Source organism: Gillisella vitis, from assembly GCF_021559775.1.
GTDB classification, from domain to species: domain Bacteria; phylum Pseudomonadota; class Alphaproteobacteria; order Rhizobiales; family Rhizobiaceae; genus Allorhizobium; species Allorhizobium ampelinum.
Genome location: NZ_CP056048.1, coordinates 222,185 through 240,021 on the forward strand (window position 1 = coordinate 222,185; position 17,837 = coordinate 240,021).

General features: G+C 56.0%; 14 protein-coding genes and 2 pseudogenes. 9 read left to right on the top strand and 7 right to left on the bottom strand.

Annotation, left to right across the window (positions count from 1 at the left end; genetic code table 11):
* Window positions 1–21 precede the first annotated feature (21 nt).
* The 3 genes from AVCG78_RS18240 to AVCG78_RS18250 all read right to left on the bottom strand — a co-directional run bounded on the left by AVCG78_RS18240 (window position 22) and on the right by AVCG78_RS18250 (window position 4,570).
* The gene (locus AVCG78_RS18240) at window positions 22–1,152 is read right to left on the bottom strand and encodes an OmpP1/FadL family transporter (RefSeq protein WP_234665020.1); all 1,131 of its coding nucleotides are present in this window, start codon (window positions 1,150–1,152) and stop codon (window positions 22–24) included.
* A gap of 586 nt (window positions 1,153–1,738) precedes the next feature.
* Complete coding sequence (locus AVCG78_RS18245) at window positions 1,739–3,184, bottom strand: coniferyl aldehyde dehydrogenase (protein WP_071206906.1); 1,446 nt, start codon at window positions 3,182–3,184, stop codon at window positions 1,739–1,741.
* Window positions 3,185–3,196: 12 nt separating this feature from the next.
* On the bottom strand, window positions 3,197–4,570 hold the full coding sequence (locus AVCG78_RS18250) for an MFS transporter (protein WP_234665021.1): 1,374 nt from the start codon (window positions 4,568–4,570) through the stop codon (window positions 3,197–3,199).
* 214 nt (window positions 4,571–4,784) lie between these two features.
* Between AVCG78_RS18250 and AVCG78_RS18255 the strand changes: the two genes are divergently transcribed.
* From AVCG78_RS18255 to AVCG78_RS18275, 5 genes are all read left to right on the top strand, one after another.
* Window positions 4,785–5,816, top strand: coding sequence for an AraC family transcriptional regulator (locus AVCG78_RS18255; RefSeq protein WP_071206904.1), 1,032 nt, complete (start codon window positions 4,785–4,787; stop codon window positions 5,814–5,816).
* 130 nt (window positions 5,817–5,946) lie between these two features.
* Window positions 5,947–7,545: a xylulokinase gene (locus AVCG78_RS18260; protein WP_071584491.1), complete on the top strand. Its 1,599-nt coding sequence runs from the start codon at window positions 5,947–5,949 to the stop codon at window positions 7,543–7,545.
* Window positions 7,538–8,191, top strand: a complete 654-nt coding sequence (locus AVCG78_RS18265) for a class II aldolase/adducin family protein (RefSeq protein ID WP_071206902.1) — start codon at window positions 7,538–7,540, stop codon at window positions 8,189–8,191. Before AVCG78_RS18260 ends, AVCG78_RS18265 begins: the two co-directional genes overlap by 8 nt.
* A gap of 1 nt (window position 8,192) precedes the next feature.
* A complete protein-coding gene (locus AVCG78_RS18270; RefSeq protein ID WP_071206901.1) occupies window positions 8,193–9,653 on the top strand; it encodes an aspartate aminotransferase family protein in 1,461 nt (486 codons plus the stop codon).
* A gap of 7 nt (window positions 9,654–9,660) precedes the next feature.
* Window positions 9,661–10,344, top strand: a complete 684-nt coding sequence (locus tag AVCG78_RS18275) for a hypothetical protein (protein WP_071207270.1) — start codon at window positions 9,661–9,663, stop codon at window positions 10,342–10,344.
* Between the two features lie 110 nt (window positions 10,345–10,454).
* Here the strand turns inward: AVCG78_RS18275 and AVCG78_RS27465 are convergent.
* Both AVCG78_RS27465 and AVCG78_RS18280 read right to left on the bottom strand, forming a co-directional pair.
* Window positions 10,455–10,546: pseudogene (locus AVCG78_RS27465) on the bottom strand (IS6 family transposase); the annotation flags it as partial.
* 490 nt (window positions 10,547–11,036) lie between these two features.
* Window positions 11,037–11,228, bottom strand: a pseudogene (locus tag AVCG78_RS18280) (IS6 family transposase); the annotation flags it as partial.
* Window positions 11,229–11,321: 93 nt separating this feature from the next.
* Between AVCG78_RS18280 and AVCG78_RS18285 the strand changes: the two are divergent.
* From AVCG78_RS18285 to AVCG78_RS18300, 4 genes are all read left to right on the top strand, one after another.
* Window positions 11,322–12,005 carry an IS6 family transposase gene (locus AVCG78_RS18285; RefSeq protein WP_071206899.1) on the top strand — a complete coding sequence of 228 codons (684 nt, stop codon included), beginning with the start codon at window positions 11,322–11,324 and terminating at the stop codon, window positions 12,003–12,005.
* Between the two features lie 249 nt (window positions 12,006–12,254).
* Window positions 12,255–13,304, top strand: coding sequence for an NAD-dependent epimerase/dehydratase family protein (locus AVCG78_RS18290; RefSeq protein WP_071206898.1), 1,050 nt, complete (start codon window positions 12,255–12,257; stop codon window positions 13,302–13,304).
* 55 nt (window positions 13,305–13,359) lie between these two features.
* Window positions 13,360–14,160, top strand: coding sequence for an SDR family NAD(P)-dependent oxidoreductase (locus AVCG78_RS18295; RefSeq protein ID WP_234665022.1), 801 nt, complete (start codon window positions 13,360–13,362; stop codon window positions 14,158–14,160).
* An 86-nt stretch (window positions 14,161–14,246) separates the two neighbouring features.
* Window positions 14,247–14,909, top strand: coding sequence for an HAD family hydrolase (locus tag AVCG78_RS18300; RefSeq protein WP_071206897.1), 663 nt, complete (start codon window positions 14,247–14,249; stop codon window positions 14,907–14,909).
* A gap of 110 nt (window positions 14,910–15,019) precedes the next feature.
* On the opposite strand, the gene AVCG78_RS18305 is transcribed toward AVCG78_RS18300, so the two are convergent.
* The gene (locus tag AVCG78_RS18305; protein ID WP_071206896.1) at window positions 15,020–16,243 is read right to left on the bottom strand and encodes a DUF1501 domain-containing protein; all 1,224 of its coding nucleotides are present in this window, start codon (window positions 16,241–16,243) and stop codon (window positions 15,020–15,022) included.
* A 3-nt stretch (window positions 16,244–16,246) separates the two neighbouring features.
* A complete protein-coding gene (locus AVCG78_RS18310) occupies window positions 16,247–17,809 on the bottom strand; it encodes a DUF1800 domain-containing protein (protein WP_071206895.1) in 1,563 nt (520 codons plus the stop codon).
* Window positions 17,810–17,837: the final 28 nt, after the last annotated feature.

Consider the following 17,837-nt stretch of genomic DNA (forward strand, 5'->3'; position numbering starts at 1 on the left):
TCCAAACGACCATTGACATGCTCAGAATTCGATCAGATACCCCAATCCAACGGCGACCGCCCAATCATGCTTGGCGGTTGCGTCATAAGTCGCTCCGGCGCTGACGCTCTGTGAACCGGCAGTGAGGTAAGAGACGGAGGTTCCGAGATCGAATTTACCGAATTTGGTTTTGTACTCTGCGCCTAGTCCAAGCGACCATGTATCGGTCGTAATGTCTGCTCCTGTCCCTACGCCTTCATCCCAGGTCACGTTAACCGTTCCAGACAGGTTTTCTGTAAATTCATGACCCACACCAATCTGGACCGTGTAGCCGTCCTTGTAATTGAAGGCCTTGTTGCTTGTGCCAAGCCCGGTGACGTCATATCTGAAGTTTTGAAGAACGCTCCAGTCTGTCCAGGCCAAGGAACCGTAAACCAGCCAACCCGGCGCTACGCCGGTCTGGGCAGAGAGCTTGATCGACTGCGGTAGGGTTCCGGTTCCGTTAGCCGGAGCAGTGTCTGTCACACCTGCGGCGGCGGCCAGCGCTGAGGGCGTGAATGTCCCTTCCGCATCATGCGAGACTTGCGACCGGTACATGAGCTGGAAGCGCATGGCATATTCAGGAATGTCGTAAGCGGCGCCCACTCGGTAGCCTAACGCACCGTCATCCTTCAGCCGAATGTTACCGTAAAGGGTGTTTTCTTTGTATTCGAAGCTTTCCAGAAAGACGCCACCGATCATGTAAAAGCGGCCCGGCCCGGCGTCCACCCGCACATCGCAGGTTGCACCGTATTCATCCGTCGAAAACTGCATTTTTGAGGTTGGATTGACGAGTGCCAATCCCTGGCTCGAAGCTGTGGTATATTCGGCGTTTTGCGCCTCGCTTCCATAGGTTGCGGATGCACCAAATGGCTGTGTGTAAGTCAAAGCGCAGGCAATACCGGAACCAAGTGTTGCCTTGACGGCGACGCTTGGTATCCAAAACTCATCCGAATAGGCTTTGTCAGAGGCCTTTGCGCCGTTCAGGGTTGAAAATGAGCGGCTTGGTGAAACATATATTGCTCCGCTCCGTAAACTATAGTTTCCATCCGTAAACAGAATATCAGTATCGGCCTCGCCTCTGCTGAAGCCGCCCGCGACTGCAACGCAAGGCGCAAACGATAGTGCACCCACCCATATTGCCAGCGCAAATTGAGGCGCTCGCCAAGAATATTGACTGCTCATTTCGTTCCCTTTTTTTATGTAGCATCGACGACATCGAGTTCCCGAAATTATTTTTCCCAGTTTTCGGTTTGATGCTTGCCTGCATTCTCAGTATCGATCACCCCTTGGTATTGTTTAGGGCGCTATTCATGCGGTGCCTGTCTCGATTCATGTCTTTAAACAGGTCGATCCCTCCAGCGGAGGGATGGCCGAACTGCAACATATCAAAGACTGGTAATTCGTTGCTTTCTCCCTCGTCAAAGCGAACTGAAATTGCTCAGCATATGGCGGTTCCACAATTTAACAACGATAAATTGGACCGCATTTCCATCAAGGGAAAACCTGGTCATATTGGTGTCATATGAGGCCAAGTCTTACCTAAGGGGCAGGACAATGCCGCTTGTCCGGTATTGGGTTCAGGCACTTGTTTCAGCCAATGAAGCAGCAAGGCCATGATCCGTCTTCAAGGAAACCGATAGCTTACGCAGTAGTCTGCCGCAGTGGACCCTACATTCACCGGTATGACACGAGAAGTTATGGAAAATGACCCTTCACATTAGTTGCGGGTCATAAACCTGGCCAGCAATTGTGCCAAACGCCCGTAAGGAGGCATGGCGAGGCGTGCAGGATTGAAAAGACGGACTTTTGCAATGCCACGGGCATGCGAAAAACGCTTGAAGCCCTCATGCCCATGATAGGCCCCCATGCCACTTGGTCCGATACCCCCAAACGGCAGGTCATTTTGAGCGATATGCAGAAGCGTACCATTGATGGTGACATTGCCGGAAATCGTGTTCGTCAATGCATTTTTCTCGGTCGCCCGGTTTCCAGTGAAGATATAGAGCGCCAGAGGGCGCGGGCGCTCGCGGACAAATTTCAACGCTGTGTCAAAATCCTCATAGGGAATAAGGGGCAGGATTGGCCCGAAGATTTCTTCCTCCATCAGCAAGCAATCCGCAGGCGGGTCGATTACCAGCGTGGGTGCGATCACGCGCCCTTGAGAGGGCATGGCGATGTCAGCAGTGATGAGTTTGGCCCCACGGGCGCGGCATTCCTCAAGGCCTTTGAGCAACCGTTCATGCGCTCGAGCGCCGACAAGGCTTGAATACTGTTCTTGCCCTGCGTGTTGTGGCCCTGCGTGTTGTGGCCCCGCATGTTGTGGTCCCGCCTGTCGTGGATAAAAAACCTCTGCCTGAGAGATCAGGGCGGATGCAAAGTCTCCAAGTTTTGATTTCTCGACCAGAACATAGTCAGGTGCAATGCAAGTCTGGCCCGCGTTCATCAGCTTTCCAAAGGCGATGTCACGGGCAGCATCGGCAATGGGATAATCCGGGGCGATGAGTGCGGGCGACTTGCCACCCAGTTCCAGGGTGAGCGGTGTCAGGTTAGCAGCTGCTGACGCCATAACCTTGCGACCGACTGCCGTTGAACCGGTGAAAATCAGATGATCGAAGGGCAGGGCAGAAAATGCTGCGGCAGTCTCCACCCCTCCTTCGATAACGGCAACTTCCTCCGGGGCGAAATAAGCCTCGACGAGCTTTGAAAGAAGAGCCGAGGTTTCCGGCAGCAATTCCGATGGCTTGATGATCGCCCGGTTTCCCGCAGCCAGAATATCGATAAGCGGCCCAAGGGCCAGTAGAAGCGGATAGTTCCACGGCACCATAATACCAATCACCCCGAGCGGCTGGTATTGGACCCAATTTGCAAGCTGCAGAAACTCAATCGAGCGTCCACGGCGTTCGCGTTTCATCCATCTGCGTAGATGGGACCGTGTATGGCGAAGCGCGCTCATGAGCGGAGCAATCTCCAATTGCACCGTTTCATGATCGGACCTATGACCAAAATCCCGCGAAACCACATCGCACAGCGCTTGCCGGTTCTCCTTCAGCAATCGGCCGATCCGGTTCAGGCGGTCGCGGCGCAAGGACAGTGACGGATAACTGTCATGCTGGAAGGATTGACGCTGGCGTTCCAGAATAGACTGGAGAGTTTCAATGGCCATATCGAACAAGTTTCACTCCGCTATTTTGTTTATTACAGTCGCTGGAAAGCTACGGTGCAGATGGCCAAAGATGATTGCTGCACAGACCGCCGCGATTGCCAGGGGCAAGAGACAGGACCAGGCGAAGAGGCTCGAATCGTAGCCTTCAAAGATTGGCCCGGCAATTGCGGTTCCCAGCGTGCCCCCCACGACGGCAACCACTAAGGTTCGTGACATCACTGACCCGTCGGGGTCGTTTTCGGTCAGTATACCTGTGATAAACGGGGTCACGATATAGAAACCGATATTGACCAGAACCTGTGTCATGACGAAAATCAGGGGTGTTAGCATGGTGAACAGGAAATAGATCGACATCGCCATGATCAGGAAACCCAGCAGCACGGCTGGCAGTCTTTTGGCCTTGTCATGGGTGAAAGAAGGAATGATCGCTCCCAGGAAGCCCACCAGCGACGATAGGGCGAGATAGAAGCCAACTTCACCATTGCTCAGCCCCACTTTTTCCCCCACATAACCGCAGACTGCCCATTGCGCCGCCTGCACCCCATAAACGAGAAATACAACCATCATTGCAAGCAGCATTTTCCCATTGTTGAGTTTGGTGTGACTGCTTGCCACAGGGAGCCGGGATGAGCGCCTGGCAACGAAAACCAGGAGCGGCGCCATGATGGCGGTAAACGCGCCCAACATGAGAAAGACAGGCGCTCCCGCTTCTTCCGGTGGCACGAGTGATACCACGAAGAGCAGCAACCCCATGGCGGTTCCGCCAATCAGGCTAAGCGCGCCCCAGTATCTTTCGGCATTGGCAAGCGAGGCAAGGCTCATCGAAACCAGGCTGAACAAGGCGCCCTCGCCAAGTCCGGTCGCAAATCTTGCAGTGGCAAGGCTGTAAGGGTTTTGAAGCCAGAAACTCAGCGCTTCGCCAATCATGACCGCGACAATGCCGCCAATCGCCACGGCTTTCCACGATCTGAGCGCCAGTTTGGGTAAGAATATTCCATAAAACGCAATGCCCGCGAGTTCTGCGCTGGCGACGATTGTCGCCATTGCTTCGTTATAGCCCGTCAGTTTGCTCATCGATAGAACGACGACGGGCATGACCATTGTCCCATTCAGCGCTACCGCATAGGCAGCACTCAAGCCGAGTATCCACAAAAGCATCGTCATTCTCCCAGAGAAGTACGCCCCCGGAGAGGTTGGTCCCCAGAGAGGCCGGGCAGCTTTTCGCATACCCATTGTTCCGCCTGTTATTATTGTCCGGCCCTTAAAGAGCGCGGTGAAGTTCAGAATAGGAGGACGACACTGCACCACAAGGGAGTTCGGGGACACTGTGGTGTCATCTCCGGCCAATCTATCTCCCAAGACCTCCCTGGCATTGACTGTCGTCATGGAGGTGTCTTTGTATCTCATGCTCCGCGCAGCGGATATACTCGGCCCGAATGGACAACAGTATGCGGAGGAATATTGTACGGTTGGGGCAAATGCCGCATAATCCCTGATATTTCCGGTCATAACCGGCTCTGTTGGAGGAGAATGGAGCAGGGTGCCGACATGGCTGTCGCAGCAGAAATGGACGTGAAGGTTAAGTCATAAGGGGGGTCTGATGAAGACAGTCGATGCGCGTTACGTGACTGCCAATATCCCGGCGTTTCTCATTCGCAGCCTCGTGATGACGCTCACGGATTTTGGTCTCGACGCCTCGCGATTAACGGCGGGCCTCGGCATTCCAATGGAGGATCTTGCCGACCCAGCCTGTCGGGTTTCTTTTCGCCAGGGACGTGAGGCGATCCTGCGGGCCATGAAAATGACCAAGGGCAAGGCGCTTGGATTGGAGACCGGGATTCGCGAAAAGATTACCTCTGTGGGCCTGGTCGGTTATGTGATGGTAACGGCAGCAACCGTTGGTGACGCGGTAAAACTTGGCCTCGATCTCCAAAAAGACACCGGCAGCATGTTGGAATTCGACACCAGGGAAAGTCCGGAGGGTGTCGTCGTCACGGCGGCGAGCCGGTTTCACGATCCCGACATCTATGTTTTCCTGGTGGAAGAGGCTTTTGCCAGTTTCATGGGGGTCGCCCACGGCCTTGTCGGGGAGAGTTTCAAGCCGGTCCGGGTCGACTTTGCTTACCCTGCGCCAGCGCATACGGAAGCATATCAACGGGTTTTCGGCTGTCCGGTCCGATTTGGCCAGATGGAAAACGCCTTCATCTATGATGCCGCCTGGTACAAGCAACCGCTGCTGACATCCGATCCTCTTAGCCACCGCCAGCTTCTTGAATTCATGGCCTATAACCGGGCCAGAAGCCGCGAGGCTGCCGAAATCATCGAATCCGTCGAAAGGGTTCTCCGGCAGAAACTGCATAGTCGCACGCATATTTCCAAGGTGGCGCGCGCGCTAGGCATGAGTGAGCGCACCCTGCGTCGCAGACTTGCCGAAAGCGGGGTTTCCTTCCAATCGCTTTTGGATGATCTTCGCAAGAACCGCACGCTCGAACTGTTGGGCAACAGGAACATGTCTGTCGAGCAGATCGCATTTGCGGTCGGATTTTCGGACCCTCATAATTTCCGGCGAGCTTTCCGCCGTTGGACTGGCACCACGCCTGGCGCGCTTCGTGCGGATCTATCGCCTATTTGACCGGTAAAGACCCCTCAAAGGACAGCTTCACCGCTACGCAAATGGCTGGTTTTTCCCCTATTATAGGTGCAATATCCAATAAAAATGGGGAGCAACCTGGATTGCATTCAGGCTGCATGCATGGCGATAGATGGCCAAGTCTGACCAATATGTTTTATCGATCGATCTTGGCACCAGTGGCTGCAAAGTCGGATTGGTGTCGATTACCGGACACGTGGTTGCCTGGGCATTCCGGTCGGTGCCGCTCCAGGTCATCGATACGATCGGGGCAGAGCAGGATCCCTCTCAGTGGTGGAACGCCTTCATCGAAGCAAGCCAGGATGTGCTCAGCCAGAGTGCCGCGCTGCGTGAGAATATCGTCGCCATCTGCTCATCTACCCAAGGTGAGGGAACTGTTGCCGTTGACCGTGACGGCAATGTGCTGATGAACGCGATTATCTGGCTCGATATGCGCGGCGCCCGCTATCTGAAGAAGGAAATGCGCGGTGCAATGAAGGTCGCAGGCTATGACGCGATCAAGTTGCAGAAATGGTTGAGGCTATGTGGCGGCGCCCCGGCTCTGTCCGGCAAGGACCCAGCGGGCCACATGCTGTTGATCCGCGATGCTTTCCCTGACATTTACGAGAAGACCTACAAGTTTCTCAACGTTCTCGATTTCTTCAATCTGCGGCTGACGGGCCGATTTTGCGCTACGCAGGATTCCATTCTCACCTCCTGGGTGACAGACAACCGCGATGTCAACCATATCCGCTATGATGACGGGTTGATCGGTGCCAGCGGTATCGACAAGGCGAAATTTCCCGATCTCGTCAGGTGTACGGATATCGTTGGAACCCTGCTTCCTTCGGTTGCCGATCTGTTGGGCCTGTCACCGAAAACGCCGGTCGTTGCCGGTGCCATCGACAATTCAGCCGCCGCGATTGGCGCTGGAACGCTGGCCGATTATGATGCCCATCTTTACATGGGGTCATCGTCCTGGATCTCGGCGCATGTGCCTTTCAAGAAAACCAGTGTGATGGACCAGATCACATCGGTTCCTTGTCCGGTTGCGTCGAAATATCTGATGATCGCCATGCAATCGAGCGGGGCGAGCAATATCGCCTTCCTGAAGGACCGCATTGTCTTCCATGACGATGGCCTGATCGATTCCGAACCGACGCCTGATACTTACAGGGTTCTCGATGAGATTGCCGCCCGTACACCTGCCGGAGCGGCGGGCATGATGTATCTGCCCTGGCTTTTCGGCGAACGCTGCCCCGTGGATGACCCAACCCTTCGGGCCGGGATCTTCAACATGAGCATGGAGCATAACCGCGAAACCCTTGTCAGGGCGGTCTTCGAAGGCGTGGCGCTCAATACACGCTGGATGATGAAGCCGGTCTCCCGCTTTCTTGGCCGAAGGCCTGAGGCAATCACCATGATCGGCGGTGGCGCGATGTCGCCCGCCTGGTGCCAGATCTTCGCGGATGTTCTGGGCGTCCAGATCCGCCAGCCACATGATCCGATGAAAGCCAATGCACGCGGTGCGGCCTTCATCGGGGCTGTGGGGCTCGGCCTCCTCCAGTTCGATGACGTCGCGCGCCATGTGGTGATCGACCGGGTCTACGATCCTGATCCGGCAACGCAGCGGCTCTACGACGAGCGCTTCGGTATCTTCACGGAACTCCATCGGCGCCTGGCGCCGCTTTACAAACGTCTGAACGGATCGAAGGGCAAGATTCATGGCTAAATTCATGGCTCAGCGGCAGGAGATTGCCGATATGTGCCGCTATTTCGCGGATAATGGCTATTTTGCCGGAACCGGCGGCAATATCGGCGTCCGCGTCGACAGAAAATTGATGGCGGTTACTCCCTCGGCCTCCGACTACTACACGGTCGAGGCGAAAGACGTGGTGATCCTCGATATCGAGACCCTCGACATTGTCGAAGGCGACAAGACGCCGACCATTGAAAAAGGACTGCATGCCAGGATGCTCCTTATGCATCCTAACCGTCATGCCAGTGTTCATACACACCAGCCTATCGCAAGCGCTGTCGCCCTGCTGCATGAAATCCTGCCCTGGCCAAGGGGAAGCGATCTTGGGGCACTGGGTCCCCACGTCGCGCTTATTCCCTATAGGCCGTCGGGCACGGGAATGCTGGCAAAGATTTTTGCGAAGTCCCTGCGGCCCGACATCTTTGCATATCTTCTGGCCAGTCACGGCGTCATCTGCGCGGGGGCCGATCTCAAGACCGCCGCGGGCATGATCCGCAAAATCGAAGCCGCTGCCGCCGCCCACCTGCGCGAACGCATCAACAAACACGTCAATCTGGATCGGCAACTCCAGGCGTTCATTCTGAACGTTCTGGACAAGGCTGAGACCAAGGGAGCTTGAAATGAACATGGCAGCTCGTAACTCTGAACTTTCCTACAGCATCAGCGCCTGGCCGGATAACAAAGACCTCATGGACCGGCTGAACGCTCTGCTCAAGCAGCCGCCCAAAGGCATCTCCAAGACCAATATGCCCAAGGTGCTCGATTATTTCGAACAGAAATGCCAGACCTCCAAGGCCTGGGCCGCACGGGCGGCGGAGGTTATTCCGGGCGGGGTCCAGCATAATCTCGCGTTCAATTATCCGTTTCCCATTGCAGCCACCAAAGTCGATGGCGCTTATATGTGGGATGCGGACGGCAATCGCTATACTGACTTTCTGCAGGCCGGTGGACCGACATTGCTTGGCTCCAACTATCTGCCGGTGCGCGAAAAAGTGCATCAACTGATCGACGAATGCGGTCCGGTGACTGGCCTCCTTCACGAATACGAATTCAAGCTCGCCGAGATCATCCGTAAATTTATGCCGGGTATCGAAATGTTCCGTATGCTCGGTTCCGGCACGGAAGCCTGCATGGGTGCTATCCGCTTAGCCCGCGCCCATACCGGCAAGAAATGGGTGATCAAGGTTGGCGGCGACTATCATGGCTGGAGCGACCAGATGGTCTACGGCATGCGTGTGCCCGGTACCGGTCGGCGCGAAGCTACGGGCATTCCGAAAGGCGTCACCGGTTATACTCAGGAAGTCTTCCCCAATGAGATCGGCACGCTCCGGCGCAAGCTGATGCTGAACCGTATTCGCGGTGGCACGGCAGCGGTTATTCTCGAGCCTCTGGGGCCGGAAAGCGGCACGCGGCCTGTGACGCCCGAATACAACCGCGAAGTTCGCAAACTCTGCGACGAATTCGGGGCTTTGCTGATCTTCGATGAGGTCGTCACCGGTTTTCGTGTCGGCATGGGTGGCGCACAAGGCTATTTCAACGTGACGCCCGATATTACCGTGTTCGGCAAGTGCCTCACCGGGGGTTATCTGATGGCAGGCGGGATCGGCGGTCGCAAGGACATCATGATGACCCTGGTCGGGGGTATCGGCACCTCGAGCAAGCGGGCCTTTGTTGGCGGCACGCTTTCGGCCAATCCGCTGTCTTGCGTTGCTGGTTACTATGCGATCGAGGAGATGGCGCGCACCAATGCGCCGGTTGTTGCCGGACGAGCTGGCGACCGGCTGGCCAAGGGCTTGAAGGAGATCCTCAACCGGCTCGGCCTTCCCTATGTGGTCTATAATATGGGCTCCATCGTTCATCTGCAGACGTCCGCCGTGCTGTTGATGAGCATGCGCAACCCGATCAAGCTGATGCGCGAGGCCAATCCCCGTAAACACCTGATGGAAGAGATGGGTGCAGCCTATATGGCCCATGGCATTCTAACCCTGGCGGGCAGCCGCATCTATACCAGCATGGCGGACACCGATGAGGTGATCGACGATGCCCTTGAGCGTTTTGAAACCGTTTTCCGTTTGGTGTGACATGCTTATGAAAATCAATAATGCCTATATCGAAGAGGCTCTCGGCCGGGCGGCGGCACGCCTGGCGGGAAAAGGGCTTCTCAAACCGGGTGATGTGCTGTCGCAGCGTATTCCCGAACAAAATGCCTTTGTGAGTGTCCGGATCAACTCCGGACAGGACGTGCCCGATGAATTCGAATGGACAAGTCTTTCCGCGACGCCGGGCCTGACCGCGACACCGGGCCTTTCCGCGATACCGGGGGACTTGCATCATCGCATATACCGGGCGCGGCCGGATGTGGGTGCCATTGCCTCGGGCGGCTTGACCTGGACATCAGCACTGGCGCGCCTCGATCTTTCCCTGCCGGCGGTGTTCGATGAGCAGATCCGTCACCTCGGCCTTGAGGCAAAACGTTTAGGCATGTGCTCGACCGATGACCCGACAAAGGCCTTGTCGAACGGTGCGAACGCCTATTGCCTTGATGACATGGCGCTGTGCTTCGGCATGGGGCTAGAGCGCCTGCTGCTGAATATCGAGATCCTGGAAAAATGTGCTGAATGCTTCATTCTTGCGCAAAGTGCCACGGTCAAGGTCAAGCAGATCCCGTGGCTCATCAGGTTCATTGCCAATGGGCGTCTGAAGAAAGATCAGAAAGAGGCGGCAGACCGGCATCTTCGCGGGGAACGATCAATCATGAAGGCTGGATACTGACTAAAGCGCGACAGAAACGGCGATCATCAGACGTATAAGCCGCTGTCATGTCGCGCCCAAATGCCAGTGCCCCGATACCAGTGCCAATGGGAGGAGAAATTGGTGCAGCTCTCGATTAGCCAGAACCAGCCCTGCAACAGCAGCAGGAGATTCATGTTTTGCAGCCCTGCCAAAATCGCCCACTCTTGTCGATCACGACCTTTCTGCCTGCCTGCTTTTCTGCAGGCGACATCTACATGATTATCGAGGCCGCAAACCATCGGGAAATTTTGCGACAAAACCCCTCAAACTGCCCCTGAAGGTCGCCGTTGGGAGGATACGGAACACTCCATTCGTTATTCACGGTCAACTCCTGTTTCTTTTAAGGGGCAAAGCACGATGGATTGTAATTAATCCCGCAACCCAGAAAGTAAAGCCCAAAAAACTAGATAAGAATCCAAAAGAGCTTAATGTATAAAAAAATATCAACCCAAAAACAAAGAAAAACACCATGGAAACTGTCCTGATCATAGCCAAACTCCATTCATAAGTACTTCAGAATGAAATATCGTAAATCGTTCCAAGGTAGCACCTGCAAAGCATACAACCGTTGCAAGGGTGTTGTCACGTTAAGTTTTTCAAGCGGAGAAAGGTCAGCGGCGGTAGTGTCGCCTTAAGTTCCAATCGTGGAGTTGAAATCCACGGCATTGATTTCATGCAACATTCGACAACGCAATTTCACGCCAGACGGCCATAGCCACAGTGCGAAGTTCGTGGTGCTCTGCAGCGGTTTGATGCTTGTGGTGAAGAACGAATAGATTGGAGATCGGCCCATGGTTGGAAACAAACCGCTGGCATTGCGCTGCTGACTTGAACCGAATCATGCCTTTTTCTTGTCGTCGAAGGTTTTGTCGCAAAATTTCCCGATGGTTTGCGGCCTCGATCATCATGCGGCAGATGCGGCCTGAAGAAAAGCAGGCAGGCAGAGTTGAGCGGTCATAGTCGATTTCAAAGGCAGTCACCACCCGAAAGAAGTGATTTTATACGCCGTGTTTTTCTATGTCCGCTATGCGGTTTCTTACCGTGACTTTGAAGAAATCATGGCGGAACGCGGTGTCAATCTCGACCATGCAACACTGAATAGATGGGTCGTGAAATATTCGCCGCTTATTGCCGTGCAAGCGAGACGCTGTAAATCCAAACCCAGCGGCTCCTGGCGAATGGATGAGACCTACATCAAGGTCAAAGGCAAGTGGATGTATTTTTATCATGCGGTTGATAAGCACGGTAAAACCCTTAATTTCATGCTGTCTGAGCATCGCGCCGAGGCGGCCGCTACCGATTTCTTTGCACGCACAATCGAGAACAATGGCTGGCCGGACAAAGTCGTGATCGACAAGAGTGGGGCGATTTTGGCAGGGCTGCAAAACATGAATCTCCTGCTGCTGTTGCAGGGCTGGTTCTGGCCAATCGAGATGTGCCAAGTCAAATATCTCAACAACATCATTGGGCAGGATAATCGCTTCATCAAGACGCTGACCCGGCCCATGAAGAGCTTCAAATCCTTTAACTACGCATCAGCGACACTGGACGGCATCGAAGTCGCCCATATGATCCGCAAGCAACAATTTTTGACCGGTGGCCAATCGGCATTTCAACAATTCGCGGCACTCGCCGCATAACTGTGTCCAGCGATAGCCGCTTCTGTAACTCTCTCAAAAATTTGCGACAGAGCCAGATAGATCTCATCGAACCCTGGTATTAATCACGGCGCTCACGTGGCGCCGCCTATTTGCTTTGTGACAAGGCACGATCTGGGGCGGGTCTTTTGCGGTCATTTTTTGATCAGCTAAGGCCAAGCCGGTATCCGCATATTTCGAACCGTTTCTTCCATCTGTTACGATTATTCCCATAAAAAACAGGGGTTCAGAATGCAAGAGACCATGCTCGTCACGGGCGGGAGCGGATTCGTTGCCAGCCATCTCATTCTTCAACTTCTTGAAATGGATGCCACTGTGCATGCCACGGTCAGAAGCCTGCGGAACGGGGCCAAGACCAAGCCGTTGACCGATATGCAGGCCCGCTTTCCGGGGAAGTTGACGCTCTATGAGGCCGACCTTCTTACCCCTGGTTCTTTCGATGCGGCAATGGCTGGCTGCGCGATTGTTTTCCACGTCGCATCGCCTTTCAAGCTGCCGGAAAAAATCAAGGATGGGCAGCGCGAAATGGTGGAGCCAGCCCTTCAAGGCACCCGCAATGTTCTTGGCAGTGTTAACAGGACTGAAAGCGTCCGGCGTGTGGTGATGACATCGACGATTGGCGCGATTTTTGGCGATTATATCGATGTCCGGTCGATGAAGAATAACACAGTTGCCGAGGACTATTTCAATACGTCAAGCAATGTTCAAAACAATCCATACCATTATTCCAAGGTTCTGGCGGAAAAGAAAGCCTGGAAAATCCAGGGTGAGCAAAGCCGCTGGAGCCTGACAACCATCAATCCAGGCATGATCCTCGGCCCTTCCTTGACGCCTGCTTCTGAATCCGGCTCGCTTTTTCTGCTGGACGAGATGTTCAAGGGATATTTTTTCTACGGCATGCCGGACCTCAGTCTCGCATGTGTGGATGTTCGCGACGTGGCGCAGGCGCATATCCGGGCGGCGCTGAATCCGGACGCAAAGGGGCGTTATATTCTCGCGGAAAACCGCACCCGGACCTTCCTGGAAATCGCCGGTTACGCACGCCGGGTTCATCCCAAGCCCTATCTGTTGCCCTCCTGGCAGATTCCCAATCTGGTGGTTCGGCTGATCGGGCCGCTGTTTGGCCTGACTCAGGCATATATGACGAACCATCTCGGCATTCGCTTTGCTCTGGATAACAGGCGCAGCCAGTCTGAGTTGGGCATCGCCTACCGGCCATTCGAGCAGACGATGGCGGATCATTATCGCGGTTGGGCGCAACAGCGTCGCGCGACTGCGTAATGCCAAGCCGAAGCCGATTTAAGGAATGATGCAGTTGTCAGGCAGGAGATCAATCATGCATTTTTCAGGAAAAATTATTTTGATCGTCGGCGCTTCTTCCGGCATGGGGCGAGTGCTTGCCCAGCGGCTTGCAGGCGAGGGTGCCAAGGTGATCGTTACGGCGCGGCGCGAGCCGATGCTCATCGAATTGTCCGAGGATATCAGCAGCGCAGGTGGCGATTGCCTGGCCATCGCGGCTGATGCAACCGATGCGACGGCCGCCGCCGAGGTGGTGAAAACCGTGATCGATCACTATGGCCGGATCGACATGATCTATCTGAATGCTGGTGGTGCGCCAGCCCTGGATATGCGGCTGATGAGCGCCAGTGACGTCAATGCCTGCATGCGTTTGAATTACGATGTCGTGGTCAATTATCTCTTCCCGGTTTTGAAGCAGATGATGCGACAGGGTGGGGGGTATGTTGCGCATACGAATTCGCTCGCAGGCTTCCTCGGCGTGCCGCTTCAAGGCCCTTATTCCGCAGCCAAGGGAGCGGCAATGCTGCTCATCGACACATGTCGCATCGAATTTGCCCGCTATGGCATCAAGTTCACCACCGTTTATCCGGGGTTTGTTGCCACCGAGGCAACAGCTGGTGATGGGATGCCAGCGCCCCTTGAGATTTCGGCGGACAAGGCCGTTGACCACATTCTGTATGCGCTCAGGAATGAGAAGGCGGATTATCTATTCCCTTTCACGATGCGCTGGTTAATCCGGCTGGCCCATATTCTGCCCAAGCCTCTAACGCTCTGGATTTTGGGCAAGTCGATGCCGGTCTTGCCGGAGATTGGCCACACGCAAACGATATCGACCTGACCGGCGGTTTTCGAGTGCCTCATCACTGGAGGAATACTGCATCGGCCATCAAGGCCGACAGATCAACAATGAGGTAAGGCATCCTGATGCAAGACATCGAGTCTGCTGTTTTCGATCTTGATGAAACATTGCTCAACTGGGATTCAACCGCCGCCTGGATTCTGGAGCGGGTGGGTCAATCAGGCTGGCGCTTTGTGCTGGCGGCATTGGCATTGCCTTTCGCCGGTCCATTGATTGTGTTCCCGCCGCTGCGGCGCTGGGGAACCTCGGTCTTTCTCTGGATCGCCACGTTCGGACTTTCCGAACATGACTTGAAAGCCTCTTTCGCGCGTTTTGCCGACAGGGTCAAAGCAGGCAAACAGCCAAGGCTAGCCTGGCATGAGAAAGGCCTGGTCGAGCTTCGGCATTATTTGAACCAAGGCAGTCAGGTGGCCGTCGCAACGGGAGCGCCGCTGTGGATTGCTGCGCCGTTTGCAGCGTGCATCGACAGTCGTATTCAGGTGGTTGGATCGGGATTACACCGCGTTCTCGGTGGCTGGGTTCTCAGCGATCATTGTCGCCATGAAAGAAAATGCATAGCGCTTGGCGGCATTGGATTTCAGGGGAGATGGACTGCGGCCTATACGGACAGTATGGATGATCTGCCGATTTTAATGCGGGCGACACGGGCATATGCCATTAATAGTTCCTCCAGGAAAAGAAAGAAATTCGACGCCAACGGATTGAATATTCAGTATTTGAACTGGTGAGCCGTTGTTTTGATGACGGAATGAGGGATAGGAGGATTCATTGAAAATGAATCCTCCTATCAAAACGTCAAGGGGTTCCTGCCACACCCTCGTGCCTGACATCTCTGGCGTTAGACGATTAAGCCCTTCATCGGCTGAACACTGTCCGAGCCTGGAAACACAACACTGGCCAGATGACCGGCACTGGCGCCAAGAAGATCGACCGCCATGCCTTTGATCACGGCGCGAATGTCGGTGGTGGCGGCCAGATCCCGGCCTTCAAACAGTTGGTTCTGCTTCAGCCCCGGCCAGTCGGTGATGACGCGGCCACCCCGCACGGCACCGCCAGCGAGGAAGGCGGTCGTGCCGGTGCCGTGGTCGGTTCCGTCAGTGCCGTTGATCCGTGCCGTGCGACCGAACTCCGTTGCAACGATGATTGCCGTATCCTTCCATGCGGGTCCAAGTTCCTGTTCGAAGGCGGCAATAGACTTGTCGAGGCCAGCCAGAAGCTTTGCCAGCCGGTCAATTTCCTGTGCGTGGGTGTCCCAACCCTCGAAGGCAAGTGCTGCGACACGCGGGCCATCCGGTTGGGCCAGCAACCGGGCAGCGCCTCGGGCCATCTGCTCCATGCCGTTCGGGTCGCCGGGGCCGCCCTTTGATTTCATGTCGAGGCCGGATGCGATCTTGCCGGTCTGGATGCCTTCAATCAGAAGCTTCGAGAGCATCGGGTCCGTCCGGCCATAAAGATCCATCAGGCGCGGCGCGAGATCGCCGTCAGCGGGGCGGAGCACGGACGGTGCCCAGCCAAGCACGGGTGCCTTGCCGCGAATGACCAGGGGTGCGGTTGCTCCGACGGAAAGCCCCTGCACCCGTTCCGCCGCACCGGGAGCGATCTTGTCACCGGCTGGCAATCCCTCCAGAAGTCGGTTCATCCAGCCGGTTTCGACATGTCCGGGCGTCGGAAAGCCGGATTCCAGCACATCCTGTCCATCGAAATGCGAGCGCTCACGGTAGGCGGTGGCACTGGCATGCACCACGGCGGCCTGATTGGCGCGGAACAGGCGTTGGAAATTCGGCATCGAGGGATGCAATCCGAAAAAGCCGTCGAGCGGCAGCACCGGCTTGTCGCCATCGAGCCTCAGCGCGATCGACTGGCGTAAGCCTTCATAATCGGGGTCGCCGACCGGCGGTACGGCGGTCAGCCCATCCAGCGCGCCGCGCAGGATGATGGTGACAAAGCGGGGATCGCGTCCGCCAGCCGCATGGGCAAAGCGGGGCATGAAGGCCCAGGCAAACAAGGCGCCGGATGTGCCGAGAACGGCGCGGCGGGTGGGGGAGAGGTTTTCGCACAGCATGGTTCAGCGCCTCTGAAATTCGGGGGAAAGGAAAGCAATCGACAAGCCCTGCGGTCGGGTTTCGGCCCGGGAAATCGCCTGCAATGTATCGGCGGTGAGAAGTGGTCCCAGCCGGTCACCGGCAAAGGCACGGGGGTCGACTTGGCCCTGGATCTGATGGGCAAAGAGATTTGCCGCATCGATGCGGGTCGCCAGCGATTCCGACGATGCCCAAGCATCGGTAACGTCGGAAAAACCGTTCGGACCGGCGGGGTTCCAGAGCGGCTGACCAAGCGCGTTCAGCATGGAAATGATCTGCTCCGGCTTCGGCCTGATCCCGCTGGTGCGCAGCATCGCCGCCACATAATCCTGTGGCATGCGCATTTTCGTCAGCGTCGGGTTCCAGGCTTCGTCGGCATCGATAAGGGCAGTGTAGACAGCCGAGAGATCGCCCTGTGACTTGGTATAGGCGGCAGCCAGTTTCGTCACCAGGGCCGGTGGCGGCTGGTCGGCGACGAAATACCGGACAAGTTTTGTGGCGATATGTCTGGCGGTTGCTGGGTGGCGGGCGAGGTCGCGCAAGGCGGTGCGGCCCTGTTCCACATTGCCCTCGGCATAGGTCATGCCCATTACCGTGTGGTCGCCCGGTTCATGGGCATTGGCGTTGAAAATGAATTTGCCCTGTGGGCCTGGGCGTTTTTCATCGCGGTAGAATGTCCAGCCGGTAATGATCCGCGCCAGCGACGTCACATCTGCCTGATTATAGCCGCCATCGACGCCGAGCGTGTGCAGCTCCATGATCTCACGGGCAAGATTTTCATTGAGGCCCCGCTTGCCATTCTTGTTGGCGGGCGAGGTCGGGCCGATGGATTGCTGGTTATCGAGGAAAACCAGCATGGCCGGATGGGTTTCGACCGCCAGCAGCATGTCTTCGAACCTCCCAAAGACATGGGGACGGATGGCCTCCCGCTCGAAAGCTCCGGCCAGAATATGCACTTCGCCACCCTTGCTGATCGCCACCGAAAAATGGTTGGCCCAGAACATCGCCAGCCGTTCGCCAAAGCCGATCAACGGTTGGTGGATCGTGCCGTTGAAACGGGCGTCGGCTTCCGCAAGCAGGATCTGCTGCGGAAAATAGGGACGCTTGGAAACCGGCATATCCGGCTTTTTGTCCATGGACTGGGGTTGGGCCTGGGCCTGCGGTTGGGGTTGCGACTGGGGCGGCATGGCACCCGCCTGCATGCCATTGCCCTGCATAGCATTGCCTTGCATGCCGGAAGCTTGGGGCGTGCCGCCTGCGCCCTGCATCGTATTCGCGCCGGCCATGGCCGCGCCCGCCATTGCACCGGCTGCGGGTTGTTTGTCGCGTTCGGCTTTGACCTGTTTTTGGTATTCGTAAAGCGCCACTAGGAGATCGGAACTGGAGCGCAATTGCGCGCCGACGGGCGTTGGCACAGCACGCTCTGTGATCTCTTCCTTCAAAAGATCGCGGGGGGCATCCTTGATGGCGGTGATCCCGCCATCCGCAGCGCCAAGGCCGAAGCGCCAGAGCGCCAATGCGGCATCGACATCGTTGGAATTGGACATGGCCGATATGAACTCCGTTTCATCATCG

Coding starts and splice junctions, on each gene's coding strand:
- AVCG78_RS18305 (WP_071206896.1), bottom strand. CDS start 16,243: ATGCTGTGCGAAAACCTCTCCCCCACCCGCCGCGCCGTTCTCGGCACA.
- AVCG78_RS18250 (WP_234665021.1), bottom strand. CDS start 4,570: ATGACGACAGTCAATGCCAGGGAGGTCTTGGGAGATAGATTGGCCGGA.
- AVCG78_RS18290 (WP_071206898.1), top strand. CDS start 12,255: ATGCAAGAGACCATGCTCGTCACGGGCGGGAGCGGATTCGTTGCCAGC.
- AVCG78_RS18265 (WP_071206902.1), top strand. CDS start 7,538: ATGGCTAAATTCATGGCTCAGCGGCAGGAGATTGCCGATATGTGCCGC.
- AVCG78_RS18300 (WP_071206897.1), top strand. CDS start 14,247: ATGCAAGACATCGAGTCTGCTGTTTTCGATCTTGATGAAACATTGCTC.
- AVCG78_RS18310 (WP_071206895.1), bottom strand. CDS start 17,809: ATGTCCAATTCCAACGATGTCGATGCCGCATTGGCGCTCTGGCGCTTC.
- AVCG78_RS18275 (WP_071207270.1), top strand. CDS start 9,661: ATGAAAATCAATAATGCCTATATCGAAGAGGCTCTCGGCCGGGCGGCG.
- AVCG78_RS18260 (WP_071584491.1), top strand. CDS start 5,947: ATGGCCAAGTCTGACCAATATGTTTTATCGATCGATCTTGGCACCAGT.
- AVCG78_RS18255 (WP_071206904.1), top strand. CDS start 4,785: ATGAAGACAGTCGATGCGCGTTACGTGACTGCCAATATCCCGGCGTTT.
- AVCG78_RS18295 (WP_234665022.1), top strand. CDS start 13,360: ATGCATTTTTCAGGAAAAATTATTTTGATCGTCGGCGCTTCTTCCGGC.
- AVCG78_RS18245 (WP_071206906.1), bottom strand. CDS start 3,184: ATGGCCATTGAAACTCTCCAGTCTATTCTGGAACGCCAGCGTCAATCC.
- AVCG78_RS18270 (WP_071206901.1), top strand. CDS start 8,193: ATGAACATGGCAGCTCGTAACTCTGAACTTTCCTACAGCATCAGCGCC.